12 protein-coding genes are annotated in these 17,831 nt (G+C 41.4%); 3 read left to right on the top strand and 9 right to left on the bottom strand.

The features are described from left to right. Positions 1–15: 15 nt before the first annotated feature. On the bottom strand, positions 16–2,070 hold the full coding sequence (locus I1H34_RS07535) for a pentapeptide repeat-containing protein (RefSeq protein WP_212665057.1): 2,055 nt from the start codon (positions 2,068–2,070) through the stop codon (positions 16–18). A 92-nt stretch (positions 2,071–2,162) separates the two neighbouring features. Continuing rightward, on the bottom strand, positions 2,163–3,419 hold the full coding sequence (locus I1H34_RS07530; RefSeq protein ID WP_249369901.1) for an ABC transporter substrate-binding protein: 1,257 nt from the start codon (positions 3,417–3,419) through the stop codon (positions 2,163–2,165). Positions 3,420–3,842: 423 nt separating this feature from the next. Between I1H34_RS07530 and I1H34_RS07525 the strand changes: the two genes are divergently transcribed. Then, on the top strand, positions 3,843–4,319 hold the full coding sequence (locus I1H34_RS07525; RefSeq protein ID WP_212665056.1) for a nuclear transport factor 2 family protein: 477 nt from the start codon (positions 3,843–3,845) through the stop codon (positions 4,317–4,319). 140 nt (positions 4,320–4,459) lie between these two features. Here I1H34_RS07525 and I1H34_RS07520 read toward each other — a convergent pair whose 3' ends face one another. Beyond that, positions 4,460–5,560 carry an alkene reductase gene (locus I1H34_RS07520; protein ID WP_212665055.1) on the bottom strand — a complete coding sequence of 367 codons (1,101 nt, stop codon included), beginning with the start codon at positions 5,558–5,560 and terminating at the stop codon, positions 4,460–4,462. Between the two features lie 102 nt (positions 5,561–5,662). Then, entirely contained in the window at positions 5,663–5,986 is a 324-nt protein-coding gene (trxA, locus tag I1H34_RS07515; protein ID WP_212665054.1) for a thioredoxin, read from the bottom strand. A gap of 80 nt (positions 5,987–6,066) precedes the next feature. Between trxA and I1H34_RS07510 the strand changes: the two genes are divergently transcribed. Then, positions 6,067–6,378, top strand: a complete 312-nt coding sequence (locus tag I1H34_RS07510; RefSeq protein WP_212665053.1) for an ArsR/SmtB family transcription factor — start codon at positions 6,067–6,069, stop codon at positions 6,376–6,378. Positions 6,379–6,434: 56 nt separating this feature from the next. Here I1H34_RS07510 and I1H34_RS07505 read toward each other — a convergent pair whose 3' ends face one another. Then, complete coding sequence (locus I1H34_RS07505) at positions 6,435–8,900, bottom strand: GumC family protein (RefSeq protein ID WP_249369899.1); 2,466 nt, start codon at positions 8,898–8,900, stop codon at positions 6,435–6,437. A gap of 2,399 nt (positions 8,901–11,299) precedes the next feature. On the opposite strand from I1H34_RS07505, the gene I1H34_RS07500 reads away from it, so the two are divergent. Further along, positions 11,300–12,460, top strand: a complete 1,161-nt coding sequence (locus tag I1H34_RS07500; protein ID WP_315874871.1) for a DegT/DnrJ/EryC1/StrS family aminotransferase — start codon at positions 11,300–11,302, stop codon at positions 12,458–12,460. 119 nt (positions 12,461–12,579) lie between these two features. Here I1H34_RS07500 and I1H34_RS07495 read toward each other — a convergent pair whose 3' ends face one another. From I1H34_RS07495 to murJ, 4 genes are all read right to left on the bottom strand, one after another. Continuing rightward, positions 12,580–13,710, bottom strand: a complete 1,131-nt coding sequence (locus tag I1H34_RS07495; protein WP_249369897.1) for a glycosyltransferase — start codon at positions 13,708–13,710, stop codon at positions 12,580–12,582. Then, positions 13,710–15,071 carry an O-antigen polymerase gene (locus tag I1H34_RS07490; RefSeq protein WP_212665050.1) on the bottom strand — a complete coding sequence of 454 codons (1,362 nt, stop codon included), beginning with the start codon at positions 15,069–15,071 and terminating at the stop codon, positions 13,710–13,712. The genes I1H34_RS07495 and I1H34_RS07490 overlap by 1 nt, the downstream gene beginning before the upstream one ends. Before the next feature lie 20 nt (positions 15,072–15,091). Next, the gene (locus tag I1H34_RS07485) at positions 15,092–16,183 is read right to left on the bottom strand and encodes a glycosyltransferase (RefSeq protein ID WP_212665049.1); all 1,092 of its coding nucleotides are present in this window, start codon (positions 16,181–16,183) and stop codon (positions 15,092–15,094) included. A 248-nt stretch (positions 16,184–16,431) separates the two neighbouring features. After that, on the bottom strand, positions 16,432–17,817 hold the full coding sequence (murJ, locus tag I1H34_RS07480; RefSeq protein WP_212665048.1) for a murein biosynthesis integral membrane protein MurJ: 1,386 nt from the start codon (positions 17,815–17,817) through the stop codon (positions 16,432–16,434). Positions 17,818–17,831: the final 14 nt, after the last annotated feature.

Genomic DNA, 17,831 nt, shown 5'->3' with positions numbered 1-17,831 from the left:
CACCAACGAATGGGGTTATTGAATGCTGTTGGCTTCCGTTAATAGCTCTTTGACCGCTGCTTTATCAGTCTGGGTCAGCAGCCGATGTTCTATCGGATATTCGGTGTACTGAGTTTTTTGATGTCTTAAAACTTCCACTGCCGCATGGACGGCTTTGTAGCCGATTTTGACCCCTGCCTGATCGATGATCGATTGGAGGGGACTGTTGGGATCTAACAGCATTCGGGCCTTGTCTTTAGATAGATCCAGAATGCCAAAAACTTTAACTTTCTCTTGCCACCCTAATTCTTCTACTGCCGCCACAGAAATTTCTGTGGCCAAGTTAGATCCTCCCCACAAGATATTGATCTGGGGATTCTCCGACAGCATTTCTTTAACGCGAGCAATGTCGGTTCGAGTAATCGCATCTACGGAAGAAATTTCTCGCCATTTAACTGCGGATGCAGCCATACCGTTTAAGAAGCCTTGATAGTTGGGGTAATACCGTTCATATTCCGCACTATCCACCACGCCAATATTTAGAGGCTGATCCTGCAGATGGGTCGAAGCCCATTGGGTGAGGTGTTCTGCCGAATCAGCTCCCATTTTTAAGCTATTGGTATTGAAACAAGCAAACACCATATCTTTTGCGGTTTCTTTATCGAAACAGAAATCGACTGTAATCACTACTACGCCAGCTTGATAAGCCTTTTCAAGGGCTGAGATAGACCCTAATGGATCTTCTGGAGACAACACGATGGCATCAATACCAGAGTCAATCAGTTCCTGGATGGTTTGGGCTTCATTTTGAACCCCGGAGGCAGACAGCAAACTCCAAATTTCGACTCGTCGATTGGCGGCTCGCCGCATTCCCAATTCATAGGCTTTAAAGATAGTGCTATCGGCTGATTTGATCAGGCCAATTCGTAAGCGAGGCGAGCGAGGGCGGGCAATCGTTTGCATCCAATTGGGACTTTTAGTGGCGGACTGCCAGTGCTTGGCCCGTTTGAGTTGGTGGAGTGCCCAAAAGCTGGCTTTAGAGAGATCGGCATTATTCAAGTTCGTCGATCGCAAGTTGGCATCGTCTAAAAAGTCAGCCGATTGGAGGGAGCTATCCTGCAAATTGGCTTTGTACAGATCACTACCCTTAAAGTTGGAGCGATTCAGATTGGCTTGATATAAATCTGTGCGATGAAGGTTGGCTTGATTAAATTTCGCCCATAAGGCCTGCACCTTGTGCATTTTTGCCTGCGATAGATTGGCCTTCGTTAAATTGGCATTATTGAGAAAGCTGCCGTGCAATACTGCATCCGTAAAGTTAGCCCCTTGCAGATTGGCCCCTTCTAGATTCGCGCCTTCTAGATTGGCCCCTTGCAGATTGGCCCCTTGCAGATTGGCTTCGCTGAGGTTGATTCCCTTTAAATTACTGCCCTTGAGGTTGGCTTTTTCTAAATTGGCTTTGGCAAGATTGGCTCGATCTAAATTTGCATAGGATAAATCAATGCCTTGATGCTCAGAAAACTGGAAAGGCCATTGGTGAAAACTTTCGAAACTGAAAAACAATTTGTGGCAATGATTCAGTTGAATTCCCACCATTTGGGCCTTGGGGGCTTGCAGGCCAGCATTGCTAGCACAGAGTGAATCGAGGGTTTTGAGGGCCGCTATTCTGCCATCACTATGTTGTTGCCCCTTTTGATCCACGAGAACATTACGAGCATCGTCTATTTTTTTCTGCTGTTGATAGGGGATAGAGAAAAGATAAGAAATAAAGGCAATGAGAATAGCTGCTTCGCCCAGGACCGTTGCCAGCTTAATGATAGAAATCATTTCTAGCCAAGCCACAAAATCACTCACCTTGGCATCCAGAATCGAGAACGGTTTGAGGAGAGGTGGTTTTGGAGGGGGGGTAGACTGCTGTGCCTGGTTATATTGTTCAAGTTGATGAATATAGGCAGCTAAGGAAAGCTGAGATTGACTGGCTTCCTGTTTAATTACCGCTAAACGTAGATAATCCTCGGAGATCACATTGACTCTCTGAAAGCTTTCTGCCAAGGGATGATCATTGTTCTCGTCAAGAAGCGTTTTGTTCATCTTTGCGCTTGGATATTGGGGATGGGATTTCTCTCCAGGGATGTTTTACTCATCAAAATCGCGATCAAATAGAATATGAACTCAATCTCCTGTTATTGGAGCATGGCTTTGAATATTGAAGGGTCTAAGGTTCTAAATCCTTGAGGGGTTAAGTAGCTCAAAATCACTAGATTTGAACCTTGATTATCGTTTTCCAAAAAATCAATCGTTACCCCCCCTAAATCAAACTGGGAACGAGCCACTTGCTGCATAAAGCTTTCACGAGTGATTTCTCCTGGAATATCATTGAAAATTCGCAGGGTCATTTTGCCCACAATGTACCCTTCTAAGGAGACATGACCGAATTCATTCTTCAGTTTAGTTCTGGCTTCTGTGACAATGGGCAGCGTTGAATCTAATAAAGGAGCGACATGGGTCATGATCACTCGGTCACGAATGCCATACTCTTCTAAATCAAGAATGAAATCATCGCCGCCTGTAAAGGAAACCGCTGAGATAATCCATTTTTCGCCTTGCTGCTGAAGGTGGCTGGCAAAGCGAGCAATGTTGCTGTAGGAACCGACTGTGACGATCAGGCGGCACTGGGCTCCAGTTGCTTTTTCCCAGGCTTTGATGGACTGATAGCCAGGAACGACATCCGGCGTGTTGCGAGCATATACACCAACGGGGCCAATATTGTTGCGTTGGGGGTTATCCCCTGTCATGGCAAGGATCTTTTCAAAGGATTGAATGATGGCTGGATCACCCTTGGCGGCTGCGATGGCTGACTTTAGCCCTGCTAAACCAGACATGCCATAACTGTCATTTTGGACATAGGCACAGATTTGTTGGGGAGTTATGCCATTACGGATTGCCAGTTGAACCACTGCTTTAATTTCTTGCCCATAGCTGGCACGATAGTTGACGATGGGGCCTTTGCCGGGCCTCAGAATCCCCGAGCCTGTGAAAAAGCCGACCGCCGGAATGTTCTGTGCTGCCAGGATGGGTAAAGACACTTTGGCTGTGGGTGTGCCCACATTGCCAATCATCAGAAATATCTTGTCTTGAATGATTTCTTGGGTTGCTTGTTGAGTGCTGGCTGGTTCGTAATAGTCATTCTTGAAGATCAGACGAATGGATCTCCCTTGCACTTTTTGATCCTTCAATGCGGCCTCTAAACCGATTTTCATCCGGTTGCCCAGGCCTTCTTCTTGTCCAGCTAAAGCCAAGACTGAACCAAATGTAACTGTGCGACCAGAGGCTCCCTCACTAGGCGCAGTCTTCTGAGGAGACTGACATCCAGGTAACCACCCCAAGCTCAATAACAGGATTACAGATAAACAAGTTCTTCTACTTTGAGAGAAAGCCATGCTGGCTAGCCAAAACTATCAATTGGTTAATCGTCAATTGCCAAAAAAGCGATAATTCTCGCCTGGGTTGGGTCATATGTCTAAAATACTCGGCACTTGTAATGCTTAGAGTAGATACTTTACTGACCGAATAGTTCTAGACGGAGTACCTCTATATTCAAAGACGCCACTTGAGAAAATTCAATACTACTTAAGGAGTAAAACATCGTGCCGTTATTGGGGGAACTCTGCTCGATCTAGTTGCAACCTCATAACGATCAAAGGTGTAGCGGAAATAGTATTTTGAATCATAGACTACTCTTTCAGGGAACAGAACTACCTATCCTTGGGGACTGAGAGTGGCTCTAGGTTTAGCGAATCAGCCATCCAGCTAAAAGTAAACCGACCCCATGCTCATTTTTCTCTACTCTGAATAGCTTTCCTATGCCTGAAGATATTGCAAAACCCCCCTTACCTCCCTTTGATATCGAATCCGCAACAGCCAAAGTTCGCTTTGCCGAAGATGCCTGGAACGGTCGCAATCCTGACAAAATATCTCTGGCCTATAGCGTTGATAGTGTCTGGCGAAACCGCGCTGAATTTATTTCAGGTCGTGCTGAGATTGTGGCCTTTTTGCAACGAAAGTGGGCAAAAGAACTGGACTATCGCTTGATTAAAGAACTCTGGGCGACCCATGAAAATCGGATTGCGGTCCGTTTTGCCTATGAATGGCATGATGACGCAGGTAGCTGGTTTCGTGCCTATGGCAATGAGAATTGGGAATTTAATGAGTTAGGTCTAATGAAGTGTCGCATTGCCAGCATTAATGATCTGCCGATTCAGGAGTGCGATCGCAAATTCCACTGGCCCTTAGACCCCCGCCCTGCCGGTCATCCTGGCTTATCCGAATTGGGGTTGTAATCAACCCGATCGAGACTATGCACCTATAAATTAACGGTGTATTTTTTAGGTGCATAATCACCCACTCAAAAAAGTCTCGTAGTGACCCGACGGGTAACCACGAGACGATCTAGGAAAGTATCGGGATAAAAAGCTCGATGCTATGCGGCTGTCACGACCGGGTCTAAAAATGGATAGTCTGTATAGCCTTTTGCCCCACGGGAATAGAACGTGGATATATCCGGTTCATTGAGGGGCGCTTGTCTTGCAAAGCTTTCCGGTAAGTCAGGATTGGCAATAAACGGCACACCATAGGCGACTAGATCGGCTTCTTGGTTTGCGATCGCAGCAGCACCACTCGCTGCATCATAGCCACCATTGATCATCAACGGACCTTGAAAAACCTGTCGCATATAAGGACTCACCCGCTCGCCTTCCACCGCCAGCATATGTCCTGGTAGGGCTTCGAGAATATGGAGATAGGCTAGATTGTAAGTATTGAGCGCTTGAGCGGCATGGGTGAAAGTTGCGATCGGATTGCTATCGGTCATGTCATTAAACGCATTGGTTGGAGACAATCGGACACCGACATGATCCGCACTCCAGGCATCGACCACCGCTTCCGTCACTTCCAGCAAAAACCGAACCCGATTCTCAATCGGGCCACCATAAGCATCTTGTCGCTGATTGGTACCATCTCTAAGAAACTGATCAATCAAGTAACCATTGGCAGCATGAATTTCAACCCCATCAAAACCCGCTTGTCGAGCATTGCGAGTGGCTTGAGCAAAATCTTGGATAATGCCAGCAATCTCTTCCAGGCTTGCAGCTTTTGGGGTAACAAAAGGTTTTTTGCCCTTAATAGTATGGATTTCACCGGCTGGCTTAACGGCTGAGGCAGAAATTGGCAGTGCCCCATTCAACTGAAAATCAGGATGAGAAGCTCGTCCCGTATGCCAGATTTGCAGGACAATTTTGCCCCCCTGCTGATGGACCGCACTTGTAATTCTCTGCCAGGCCTGGATTTGGGCATCAGCATAAATCCCTGGCGTTTCGCCCCAACCAGCAGCTTGCGCCGAGATTTGAGTCGCTTCTGCAATGATCAAGCCAGCGCTGGCTCGCTGTTGGTAGTATTCCGTCATCAGATCGTTGGGAATCCGTTCAATACCGGATCGACCTCGGGTTAAGGGTGCCATCACAATTCGATTGCCCAGGGCAATGGCACCCAGGTGAATGGGTTCGAACAAGGGTGAGTTAGACACGCGAAATCTCCCTGTCTATTTGCGGTAGTGGTAAAAAACTGAACTGGCCTGGGAAATAGGCAGGCAGCGCGCGCTACGCCTTATCTTCAAAAAGCAGCAGCCCTAAAGATGTTTGTCTAAAGCTTCGACTAAAACTGCTTTAGGAGAAGCACCAACCAAGGTTTCAACAGGCTGGCCTTCCTTAAATACGATTAAAGTTGGAATGCTGCGAATCCCATATTGACTGGCAATCTCGCTGCTTTCATCAACATTGAATTTAACGACTTTGACCTGATCTTGATAGTCCGAAGCAATGTCTTCAACGATTGGACCGACCATGCGGCAAGGTCCACACCAAGGGGCCCAAAAATCGACGAGAACAGGTTGCTGGCTCTCAAGCACCTCTGTAGTAAAGGTGGTGTCATTGATAGTGGTAGTAGAAGACATAATGTGACTCCCTTTATTGTTCTTTTATTCGAGAATCTCGAACAATTAAAATATAGATCATCCCGTGGCATAATGCAACTATGAAAATTTTGTTCCATCCAGAACCGCAGCAAATCTCCTTGGCGGCTGTGTTGTACGCCCTAGGAGACCCAGTTCGATTAAATATCGTCAATCAACTTGCCACTTCAGGGGAACTGACTTGCAATGCCTTCGATTGTGAAATTGCTAAGTCCACCCTCTCCCATCACTTCAAAATTTTGCGGGAGTCTGGCGTGATTTATGCGCGCAAAGAAGGGACTCAACATATTAATTCCCTGCGGCAAGAAGAACTCGATGAGCTGTTTCCAGGTTTATTATCGTCAGTTTTAGGCAGCCTCAGCACTCCAGCCTAGATAGTTTCGCCTCTATTAGGAAATTACCGTTACTGGGAAAGGTCACCGCATACCTGTCAAGCATGCCAATGTTGATTCTGATCAAGATGGCCCACAATCCGCTTAATGCGTCGCTGAAGAAGTCCCAGATGATGTTGAAAAACCGTCTCCTGAGACTGTAAACGCTGCCGCTGTCCAACCAAAGTCTTTTCAAACAACCGCAACCGTTCTTTGTCATGAGCCAGCCGCAGCTCTAACCGTATCAAATCCGTCGCTGCAGAGTTACTTTGGGAGTAACCTCCTGCATCGCGAATCTGCTCTTGCAAGTCAGATACAGTATGGTGCAGCTGGACGAGCTCTTCTTCTTGTTCCTCGACAAACTGAACTGATCGAATCCACACTGTACGCAAATGCTCAACTTGATCTTGCAAATCTCGCAAAGGGATTTCATCGGGTGATTGACCATTAGCCTGGATTAAAACGTGTGACGAAGCTTCAGGCGTATAATCGGGAAAAGGATTTTGATTGAAGGAAACACCAGGCGATGGGCTGGGCAAGGGTTGGGAGGTAACCTGACCGTTCATGGGTTGGACCTGGACGTTCCCATATGCCTGATTTTGCGATAAAGCACCATTAATGATCAGACCGGTTACCCGTTGTCCTGAACGCATTAATAGCTCCTTTGCTGCAGCTATATTGGGAAGGTTGGCAATACCCGGTTTCACTACAATCACAATTCCATCTGCTCGCCCTCCCAAAATGGATACATCTGCCGCCGAATTTAATGAAGGTGCATCAATCAGAACATAGTTATAGGTAGATTTAGCTGCATTCAGCATCAAAGTCATTTGTTTTGATTCCAAGGTCCCCATGGCATTGGCATGAAGATTACCTGCTGTCATCACATCCACCTGGGAGGTAACCGATTGAGTCGCTGTTTTCAAATCAGCCTGCCCAAACAAAATATTGCTTAAACCAAATTCATTCGAGACATCCCACATCCGATCTTGAAACGGGTTGCGAAGATTTCCATCCACGACCAGCACGTGACTACCTGCTTGGGCAAGGGCCATAGCCAAATTCGCAACTACTGTGGATTTACCTTCCTGGGGTGAGGTACTCGTTACCACTAAAGTTTGGCAATGGTGATCTATTTTTAGCGATTTCAGGCTAACTTGTAGCATCCGAAAGGCATTACTGACCGGTGAATCCGGAGAATCTCTGAGGAACAGTTTAGGGGCTAACTGCTGCAAGCCCCCATCGTAAAACAGGGAATGGTTAGAAGTCCCGAACACGGGAATAACCCCCAGTAATGGATACTCAAACTGATGAACGGCTTCTTCTACGGTTCTAATTGACTTATCCAGAGTTTCTAGGATGTAGGCAGTGGCAAAGAAGGCTAACACCCCTAATAGTCCGGTTGCCAAATAGTCCGATTGACTGGGTGTAACCGGTACTTTGGGAATTTGAGCAGGTACTAAAATTCTGGCGTTTCCTACTTTTTGATTCGCTTCAGCTAAAATCTCCTGCTGTTTTTGTAACAGTAAGGCATAGGTAGACTGTGCCGCCTCCAATTTTCGCTCTAATTCTCGCTGCTTCTCTGCTAAGCCAGGGAAAATGTTGAGTTGTTTTTTGTAGGATTCTAAAGTTCTTGATTGGGCAATAACTTGACTAACTAAGCCTTGTCTCTGGGCCTCCAATTTTACGAGGTCTGCGGTCAAATCTTCTTGTAGGGAACCAATCAAGGGCTCAGGAGTGGCTAATTTTGTCCCCAGTATTTTCTGGGCACGTTGTTGAAATAGAGTCTTTAGCTTGTTTACATCCCGCGCTAAACCAAGAACCGTGGGGTGAGTGGCGGTGAGCTGGTTGGTTTGCAGAGCAAGCTGAGACTCTTTTTGTTGCAATTGTGTGAGCACATCGCGAATCTCGGCAGATTGACTCAGGCTGACAGCGGCCATGGCTTGTTGTGGCGTCATACCCAATTGATTGCTCAGCACATTAGCTTCGGTTTGGATCTGTGCAATTTGAGCTTGAGCATCGCTGATTTTTCCCTGTAATTCAGCAATTTTTGTCTCAGCATCTTGCTCACGGTTACTGAGGTCTACGATCTGATTTTTTTGCTTAAATTGCCGGAGCGCTCTTTCAGCCTTCTGAACAGTATTTTCTGATTGAGGTATTCGTTCTGAGATAAATTTGCTAGCCGTTTCTATGGAATTGCGATTGTCTTGAAGATGGTTCTCAAGGTAAACCTGCATCAATAGATTTACCGCAGAAGCAGCATGGTCAGAACGAATGGATTTATATGTAATTCGGAGGATATCAGTGCCCTTAACATCCGAAATGATAAAATTCTGCCGAAAATCTTTGAGGTCTAGGGGGTAATCAATATTTTTCTGGGAGCTTAGTTTATCTAAGGTGGTTTGCAAAAGAGGGGTGGACTGAATCACCGCAGATTCAGTCTCAAGTGGCCTACCCTCTAGATCAAGCGGATCTAAATTGCCAATTTCAGAGCCTAACGTAGTGAGTTTAGAAATGGGATTCACTTTTGTAAATCGCAATTGGCCCTCGGCTACATAAAGAGGCTGATAAAGGAACTTAATTGCAAGCGTTCCGAGGGTCAGAACTAAAGTGAAAGCTACTGAGGACGGTAGCCAATGGCGTTGCAGGATTAATCTGAACTTTCTTGATTTACTGTTTTGAGAGGCTAGCACTGGTGCCAACTCCTATTGTGCAGAACTTTTAGGAGAAAAAGACAGTAATAATGTTTTTGCTTCCTAAGTTCTAGTTTAAGTTTCATCTAGCTTGAAAAATAGAATTTCTATATATGCCAGTACATGTTTAAGCTAACGGCCAATCTTTAGTTAGTCTAAGAAGAACCCAACAAAACATAGATAGCAACATAAATAATATTTATAGCGAACTTGATCACTAGGGTTTATCAATATAATTCTGTTGCCTCTATCATCCTAGTATCAAAAGTGAAGCAGATTGTTCCGGGACTCGATCAAGATAATTTGCCCTAAGGGGAACCATGACTCCTGAACAACAATCTTGCTAAACAGAAGTTCAATTGTATTGTCAGTTACAAAACTGTAGTGAGTCGCTCATTCTATATCAACCGAAATTAACTCTTGAGAGTACTCATTCTCACTAAAATAGTTATCTAATTACAGAAAACATAGCAAAAATCATGGCCATATAAACTCACACATCTTCTATCTAAAAAGTGCATTGAGTAGCCTTCCAATTTCGTATAATCCTCCTCAACCAAGTCTATAGTAATTGTTGTTCTTACAACCTACTTTCCTAACGTGTGTAATTGACTGCTTTTGATCCCCCTAAGGTATTGACTAAGTCACACCAACATCTGCTATATCCCCACACTAAACAGGAGTATTAGGTCGCATAAAACTCTTTAGATAATTGGGATGTGAGCTTTTTGATATGGGTCAAAATATTTAATAAATTAGTGGGGCTATACTGCTCAGAAAGGTATCAGCACAAGATAGGTAGATAAGTATTATGCAAATAAACATAATATTTTTACCTGATGATTAAATAACTCTAGATTAGTAATAGTTATGTCCATTTAATACACAATCTTCATAAAGTTTATTTTTGCAATATTTTTATTTAGATAATTCAAAGAGAGCATCAAAAAACAAAGAATATTATATTGCCTATTTAAATTTCCAAATAATTACAGCCTAAACATCTTTTAACCCAAGAAAACAAAGCTAAGATGATAATCCTATAAACAGATACTCATATTCATAGTTCGCCTATCTTAACGACCTTGCTTAGTTCTTTTAGCGCTATCATCAAGTCTTTATTTGGCCTATTGCTTATTTTACTTGATCTTAAAAAAATATGTATAAGTATTTATGTATAGATTAAATTTTGATCCTGGAATAAAACCACTTTTCTGAGCAAAAAATAGCCACATCCATTTTTTGCTCTAAAACAGATAGTTATATGCTCACTAATAAATCTTGGTAATGAAAGCTCAACTTCTTGTGTCAAGGAACACAAAGATTATGGTAAATTTGATTTAGGATACTTCATATTTCCATAAAAGTCGCAATAAAAGTCTTCCGACTTATTCTTTACATCAACAATTCTGGGGGGGGTGATGGTTTTGATGACGCAACTAGTTCAAATACTCTAATCATCCCCCTTGCTCACATCACAACTACGGTAGTGATATGAGCATTGGTTATTCAAGCGAAGTTAGGTGTCACAAGGCCTTTGAGTGCGGTCTTTTCTGAGTGAGAGCCTCTTGTGTCAGCCAATATCAGCTTCTCCAAATATCTAAAATTTAGAATAGTGGCTATGTAGGTTAGATCACCTAGCCAAAATAAAGCACTGAAAGGATTCCACGAAGATTTAGTGCCTTAGTGGCGAAATCTTTTGGCCAAACCTAATGGAAATTCCAGTTCTAAATTAGTTTTTCGTGTGCGTCCATGTTCATTTCTTTCATGAGATTGCTAAATCGATGTTACCTACTCCTTTGGATCGCTCTATCACTAAAACTCCACTCAAACCGTTAGGATCTGTGCTCAAAAAAGCAGGCTTAGTTTCTGCCCAGCAGCTTGAACAAGCTTTGCAAACGCAAGCTGAATGTGACAATCTCAAAATTGGTGAAATTTTAGCTTCGCAAGGAACCTTAAAAACATCCACAATCCATTTTTTTGTGGATCAATTCCCGCAACTCCTAACGCAATCTGCTTACCAGCCTATTGGACAATATCTGCACGCAGCCGATCTACTAGATGAAAACCAGATTTCGGAAATTCTCCAAGTTCAGGAGCAGTCAGATCTCAAATTTGGGGAAATTTCTGTGCGAAAAGGTTGGATTCAGCAAGATACCGTTAACTTTTTCTTGCTACACCTTCAACCTGAAACTCTAGAAAATAGGACTCCTGACGTCAGCAAAACTAATATTGCTGAACGATCAGATCTTAATATCAAAAAAACGGCCCCCCCCATTCTTTTGTCTCCGCCGCACTTGGGTACGGATGAGTTGGGTTTTGTTGTTAATGCTTTTGAAACTAATTGGATTGCACCTGCAGGTCCGCATCTAGATGCCTTTGAACAGGAATTCAGTGAAGCAGTGGGTATTTCCCATGCAGCAGCACTGAGTTCAGGAACTGCTGGTATACATCTAGCTTTGCAACTGGTAGGCGTTGAACCTGGCGATGAAGTATTTTGTTCGACCCTCACCTTTGTAGCGAGTGCGAATCCCATTCTTTATCAAGGGGCAGTGCCTGTTTTCATAGACAGCGATCGCACCTCCTGGAATATGGATCCTAATTTACTCTCGCAGGCCTTAAGGCAGCGGGCTCGCCAAGGTAAATTGCCAAAGGCTGTGGTCTTAGTTCATTTGTACGGCCAAAGTGCAGATATCGACCCTATTTTAGAAATCTGCAATGAATACGATATTCCACTGATTGAGGATGCTGCTGAATCTCTGGGGGCAACTTATCAGGGTAAAGCCACAGGTACATTTGGCCGACTTGGTGTGTTCTCCTTTAATGGCAATAAAATTATCACTACTTCTGGTGGAGGAATGTTGGTTTCAGAAGATGCCACATTGATTGCTAAAGCTCGATTCTTGTCCACGCAAGCAAGAGACATGGCTCCCCATTACCAACATTCTCACTTGGGATATAACTATCGTCTTAGTAATGTGTTGGCTGGTATAGGTCGGGGCCAACTGAGGCTCTTACCCAAAAAAGTCGCAGCCCGACGTCGAATATATCATCGATATCTACGAGATTTAGGGGTATTGCCTGGGCTAACTTTAATGCCAGAGCCTACTTTTGGTCAGGCAACACATTGGTTATCCTGCCTGATGATAGACTCTAGCAAATTCGGAGTGAGCCGAGATAAAGTCCAAGAAGCACTACGTGACCATCAAATTGAGTCTCGACCTGTCTGGAAACCTTTGCACTTACAGCCTTTGTTTGCTAAGTGTGACCATATTGGCGGTGCAGTGTCTGAAGACCTGTTCAAGAATGGTTTATGTTTGCCGTCTGGATCTTGCATGACAGATGCAGATTTAGATCGCGTCATTGCTATCATTTCATCTCTTGTTTCATGAGCTTTGAGATCGTGTGATGAAGTTCCTATTTCAACAGCGATTATGGCAGCATGATGTCAATAATTTGTAGGTCTCAAACGAGATCTACAAATTTCAAGAGATTTGAGTTGTATGTATTTTTAGCCTGCATACATACTTTCATACTGTTTCACAATTGACTCTAGTGAAAAAGAGTCAATTATTCTTTGTCTGGCGGCTTCTTCCATAAGAAGCCTATCCTCTGGAGTCCTTAATATTAATGTACTCCAAGCATTGGCAAGAGATTCAGGATCTTTAGTCGGTACTACTATCCCAGTATCTCCAACTAGAAAAGCTGAGTCTCCGACATCTGTGACGACACAGGTAACTTGACAAGACATAGCTTCACCAACCACTAATGGAAAGGCCTCTCCATATGCAGAGGCAGAGGTCAATATATCTAATGCTGAGAAAATATTAGGCATGTCAATTCTTTTCCCAAGCAAATGAACATGCTTTTGAAGTCTTGAGGTTTCTACTAATTGAGTTAAGGTCGTGTTTAATTCATCTACTCCATCTCCCACAAGAACAAAGTGAATGTCAGGAAATTTTGGGACAAGAAGAGCTGCAGCAGCAAGAAAATTATGATGATCCTTCATGGGATGATATCGAGCAACTATACCGATGACAATCTCTTCATCTGATAAGTTAAGCTCAGCTCTAAAAGCCTTCTTTCTCTCAATGGAAGGGGTGAATAGCGAAGTATCGAAACCGTTGGGTATGACACAACTTTTTTGAGAGGTATATCCTAGCTTTTCATGCTGCTCTTTACTAGTCTTAGAAACATAAGCTATTTTTCTAGTTGAATAGGAAAATATAGTTCCAATTCTAATTAAGAGCCGAGTGAGTAGTTTTTCAGCAGAGAGTTCATTGATCGAGTGATGAATACTCCATATGACTGGAGGTGAATGGGAGCAAAATAAATAAGCAAAACAGCTAGCAATATTGCCATGATACATCCACCCTTGGATTATATCTGGCTGATGTTTTTTGATAATCGATACTAATTCAGAAAGGTGATCTATATTTGGAAGTTTTTGTTGCATTCCTAACGCATACATAGGAATTTCCAGCTCTTGGAATTGATCTCCAAAATCGGAGGAATTCATTAAAGAGATAACAACTGGGCTAAAAAGTGAGCGATCTATTTTCAATAAAATATTATAGAGTATTACTTGTGCTCCATTTCTGTCGAAGTTTGTGATGATAAATAATATAGATTTTCTGTTCATCACCTATCTGGCCTCATTTTTATAGTTAAATATTTATCAGATATAATTAATTTTCTTGATAGTACAATCAAAAAAAAGAATGAAATAAAGAACCAAAAATGTGTTTGTAGCAATATTTTTGGATCTGCATATATTGTATAGTCTGACCATATCAATGCAGAATAAACATATATATATTGCATCCAATGAATTTCGTGTGAATGATTATAAGTTACTTGCTGGATAAATCTTCCAAGCCATCCATAAGATAAACTAAAAAGCATTAGCCCTGGCCAAGACATGCTGTATAAGCATGAAGAGATAAATCCAGAAGGGATTTCATATTTATCAGTATTAACTAAGAAATAAGTATTGTAGTAAGAGACTGTTGGGGGTGCTTCATAAATTCGATCAGGAAGAAATGATGCAAAGCCATAGAGCCAATCACTAAATAACCTAAGTTCATAGGTAGAATTTATGGCTGCAAATATTGAAAAAAATGGAGCACTGAATTCATCTAAGACATTAGATTGATCACCTTCTGACTGCATGTTAGCGTTAATATTATTCTGGAAATTATCAGTAACAGCATCAATACCATCTGAAAGATAGATTAGACTCCCAAATATTTCTTTTCCATAGGAAGAAATAATGGTGAGTAGTGTAATAAAAAATATTAATATCCCCCAAGAGTGTTTGCCTTTTTTAATGGAATATACTAAATAAAAAGTAAGCATATATCTTAATATATTTGCGCGAGTTGCTATTAACAAGAAAGAAAGCAATGAAACAACAATTGAAATCAAAAAAGTAATTAGTAATGGCAATTTTTTTCTTTTACTTTTAGAGTCAAACAGGAGTGAAGACAATAAAAAAGATCCCATAAAGGATAGCAAAAAGAATCTTTTAACTAAGGAAAATTGAGGTGCTTCAATAACAGTAGAACGTAGTAAGGATGCATTAGAAATTGCATTAACTAGACCACCATTTTGAGTACTATAAATTAAGATCGAGAGGCAAGAAAATAATATTAGAATTAATGCATAAGTGATTACAATATGGCCGCCATTTTTTTCTTTGAAGTGAATTTTGTTAGCAGATTGAATGGCAGAATCCAAATGGAATCCTATTGTGACAAAAAAATAGGTTAAAAAAATTAGCAATGGAACTTGAAAACTATTGAGATCAATAGTAGTTCCTTTCAGAATGGATGTGTTTAGATTATTGTTTTCTGAAAAGAATAGGAATAAACCTGGCAAGGGAAATGCTAAACAAAAAAGAATATTAAAAAAGCTTAAGAAATCAAGTAAAGTCTGTTTATCCCTAGTGAATTCAAATATAGCTATAAAAATGACTAGCCCAAGATAAGCTAATAAAATCATAGAATTGATAGTTTTACTAGTTAGTTAATACCAATGACTGATAAATATTGAGTGATAGCACTTTGCACTGAAAAGTAATTAGCTCTCTCAATAAGACGTTCACGGTCAATGGGGGTTTCCAAAATTTTCTGCATGGCGTTAGCGAGTGCATTCGCATCGCCAACAGGAACTAATGGGCCATATTTTCCATCCTCTAAGATTTCTTTTGGTCCATGGGGACAATCGGTAGCAATAACTGGAGTGCCACATGCCATCGCTTCAATGAGAACGTTACCCAATCCTTCCCATCGAGAAGATAAGATAAACGCTGCTGCTTGACTCATATAAGCATATGGATTTTGTACAAAACCCACCATGTGCACATCCTGTGCAATATCGAGCGTGTAAATAAGTTCTTCAATTTGCGGTCTCAGTTCCCCTTCTCCTAAAATTATGAGCCGGGAGGGAATTTTTTTTCGGACCATTGCAAATGCATTGATGGCAGTATAAAAATCTTTTTGTTCAGTTAATCTTCCGACAGTTAAAAATACGGGGGGTGAGCCAGGTGCCAACCATTGATGTTTTAAGGATTGCTTTGCCTTCAGACCTAAAGCATTATCCACAACTGGGTTATATATTGTTGTAATGCTTCCTGCCTTTAAGCTTAATGATTTTTCTAAGTCTCTTGATGCTGCTTGAGAAACACCAATAATTTTTTCGGCTTTGGGGTACAGCAGTTTCATGAAGAATGGAAATAACTTAGCCCGGAATAATTTTGATTGAGTGGCTGATAGAGTATTATGCTCCACTAATATTAGAGAAGTATCTACCCTTGCACATGTTTTGGCTATGATAGCCGCAAGATTGGCCCGACTCATATGAGAGATGAGTACAGATGGCTTAAACTCTTGTAAATACTTAACTAAGGGGATCACAGCATTTAAAGCCCTTGTTTGTTTTAAATCGATAACGTTAACTTCAGGATTTATCTGATTTAGATATTCACCTTCTATATTGATTAGTATTAAATCAACCGAGATACCTCTTTCAATAAAGCCATTAGTTAGGGCAAGAACTACTTTTTCAGCACCTCCGCCATGAAGAGTTGGTAGAAAAAAAGCAGTGTGTTTCATGATCCTTTAGTAAGAATTATATGGGTTATATTGATTGAATATTTATTTTGTATAGCGATCTGACGTGAGTTGTGAGAATTATATTCAACCTAAATGGATACTGGTAAAGATTTCAGCCTCTCTATAGCTCACGATTGATTTCAGATTTCTATATACTATATTGAGAAATAAATACTATTTGATTTTAGTTAGATACTATTTGAGTCTGAATATATATTTCTAGCATCTTAATATAATTCCAAAAGAATTTATTCATTTTTAATTTTTAACTTATTGGTTTCTTGATTCGTATATCCGTTGATTCTAAATAACAGAAAAAAGAAAGAAAATATATAAACGATGCTAGTAGAAAGTGCTATTCCTTTGATACCAAATATTCTAACAAAGATATAGTTCAGTATTATATTTATGATGAGATCAAGTCCAGAAACCCATAGAAGGAGATGGTTTTGCTTGATTGAACTGGCTAGACGAATTAAAAATAAATTCCCTATATAAAATGGAATTTGCAAGGAGTATAAAGATTGTATTTGGCTAACTATTTTAGTGTCTTTTTCTATAAATGAACCTCTCTGAAAAAGAAGTTGAACAATTGGTTCTGAGAAGGTGATTGTCAGTATAGTCAAAGAGGTACCAATGAGTATAATTAAGCCTAGATTTTGTTTGAATACTTGCCTGATTTTAATCCAATCTCCATTGGCATACATTTTTGAGCAGTACGGTATGATTGAAGCTGTTAAACCACTGGTAAATAAACCCATAGGAGCAGCAATTACTTTATTCCCATAGTTCAAAGAAGCTACACTCCCAGGTGATAACATTGCCGCCATAGCTTGATCGATGGGAATAGCACTACAGAGCAAAACAGCTCCAGACAAGACAAGGAGATATTGCTTGAAAATATGAGTTAGATTGTCATCCCATCCCTGCCATTTAGGGATGAGTGAAATTCCTTTTTGATTGAGTATGAATCCTATTGCTAATACTTCTAGGATCATTCCCACACATAATCCAACCGCTAAAGTATATACACCCCATGAATGGACCTGAAGAAGGAGAATAATGGTCACAATAGGTGTAAATATTGGTGCAACACCAGCTACAGTAAAATTTTCCTCTGCATTCAATACTGCCCTCCAATTACAAATGATTCCGTCAAGAAGAATGATGGGTGAAATGGTGCAAAGTATTCTAAAAGTTAAAGTTATTTTCTGCTCATCGAAGCCTGCAGCAAGAAATGGCAAATATAGATGAGCAAAACCTAACATCAACAATGATATTAAGCTTAATATCATTAAAACGCAGACCATCAAATTTGAGAAAAGCTTATTTGCTGCAGATATACCTTTGGTTTCTCTAAGCTGGATATAGGTAGGAATAAGTGCAGAGTTGAAAGAAGATGCTACAACATTGCTGAGGAGAGACGGAACGACCAATGCGATTAAAAAGGCATCTAACTCATCTCTTGTTCCAAAGCGCCAAGCCACAACAAGCTCTTTTAAAAAAGAAGCTATTTTGACAGCGACTGTTAGCATCACTACAGTCAGTGTTGCACTGAAGATTTGGTTGTTTATGGAGTTACTTCTTATTCTTCTGCAGGAAGAAAATAGTTTCTGTAGTTTACCTTGCTCCATCTACCTTCCCTAAA

Source organism: Acaryochloris marina S15 (genome assembly GCF_018336915.1).
Classification (GTDB): Bacteria; Cyanobacteriota; Cyanobacteriia; order Thermosynechococcales; family Thermosynechococcaceae; genus Acaryochloris; species Acaryochloris marina_A.
The sequence above is the reverse complement of the archived record's forward strand: the minus strand, read 5'-3'. Positions and strand labels throughout refer to the sequence as shown.

What these genes read in the sequence shown, in the direction of transcription:
- murJ (WP_212665048.1), bottom strand. Translation starts at nt 17,817, where the DNA reads ATGGAGCAAGGTAAACTACAGAAACTATTTTCTTCCTGCAGAAGAATA.
- trxA (WP_212665054.1), bottom strand. Translation starts at nt 5,986, where the DNA reads ATGTCTTCTACTACCACTATCAATGACACCACCTTTACTACAGAGGTG.
- I1H34_RS07525 (WP_212665056.1), top strand. Translation starts at nt 3,843, where the DNA reads ATGCCTGAAGATATTGCAAAACCCCCCTTACCTCCCTTTGATATCGAA.
- I1H34_RS07490 (WP_212665050.1), bottom strand. Translation starts at nt 15,071, where the DNA reads ATGATTTTATTAGCTTATCTTGGGCTAGTCATTTTTATAGCTATATTT.
- I1H34_RS07530 (WP_249369901.1), bottom strand. Translation starts at nt 3,419, where the DNA reads ATGGCTTTCTCTCAAAGTAGAAGAACTTGTTTATCTGTAATCCTGTTA.
- I1H34_RS07495 (WP_249369897.1), bottom strand. Translation starts at nt 13,710, where the DNA reads ATGAACAGAAAATCTATATTATTTATCATCACAAACTTCGACAGAAAT.
- I1H34_RS07485 (WP_212665049.1), bottom strand. Translation starts at nt 16,183, where the DNA reads ATGAAACACACTGCTTTTTTTCTACCAACTCTTCATGGCGGAGGTGCT.
- I1H34_RS07510 (WP_212665053.1), top strand. Translation starts at nt 6,067, where the DNA reads ATGAAAATTTTGTTCCATCCAGAACCGCAGCAAATCTCCTTGGCGGCT.
- I1H34_RS07535 (WP_212665057.1), bottom strand. Translation starts at nt 2,070, where the DNA reads ATGAACAAAACGCTTCTTGACGAGAACAATGATCATCCCTTGGCAGAA.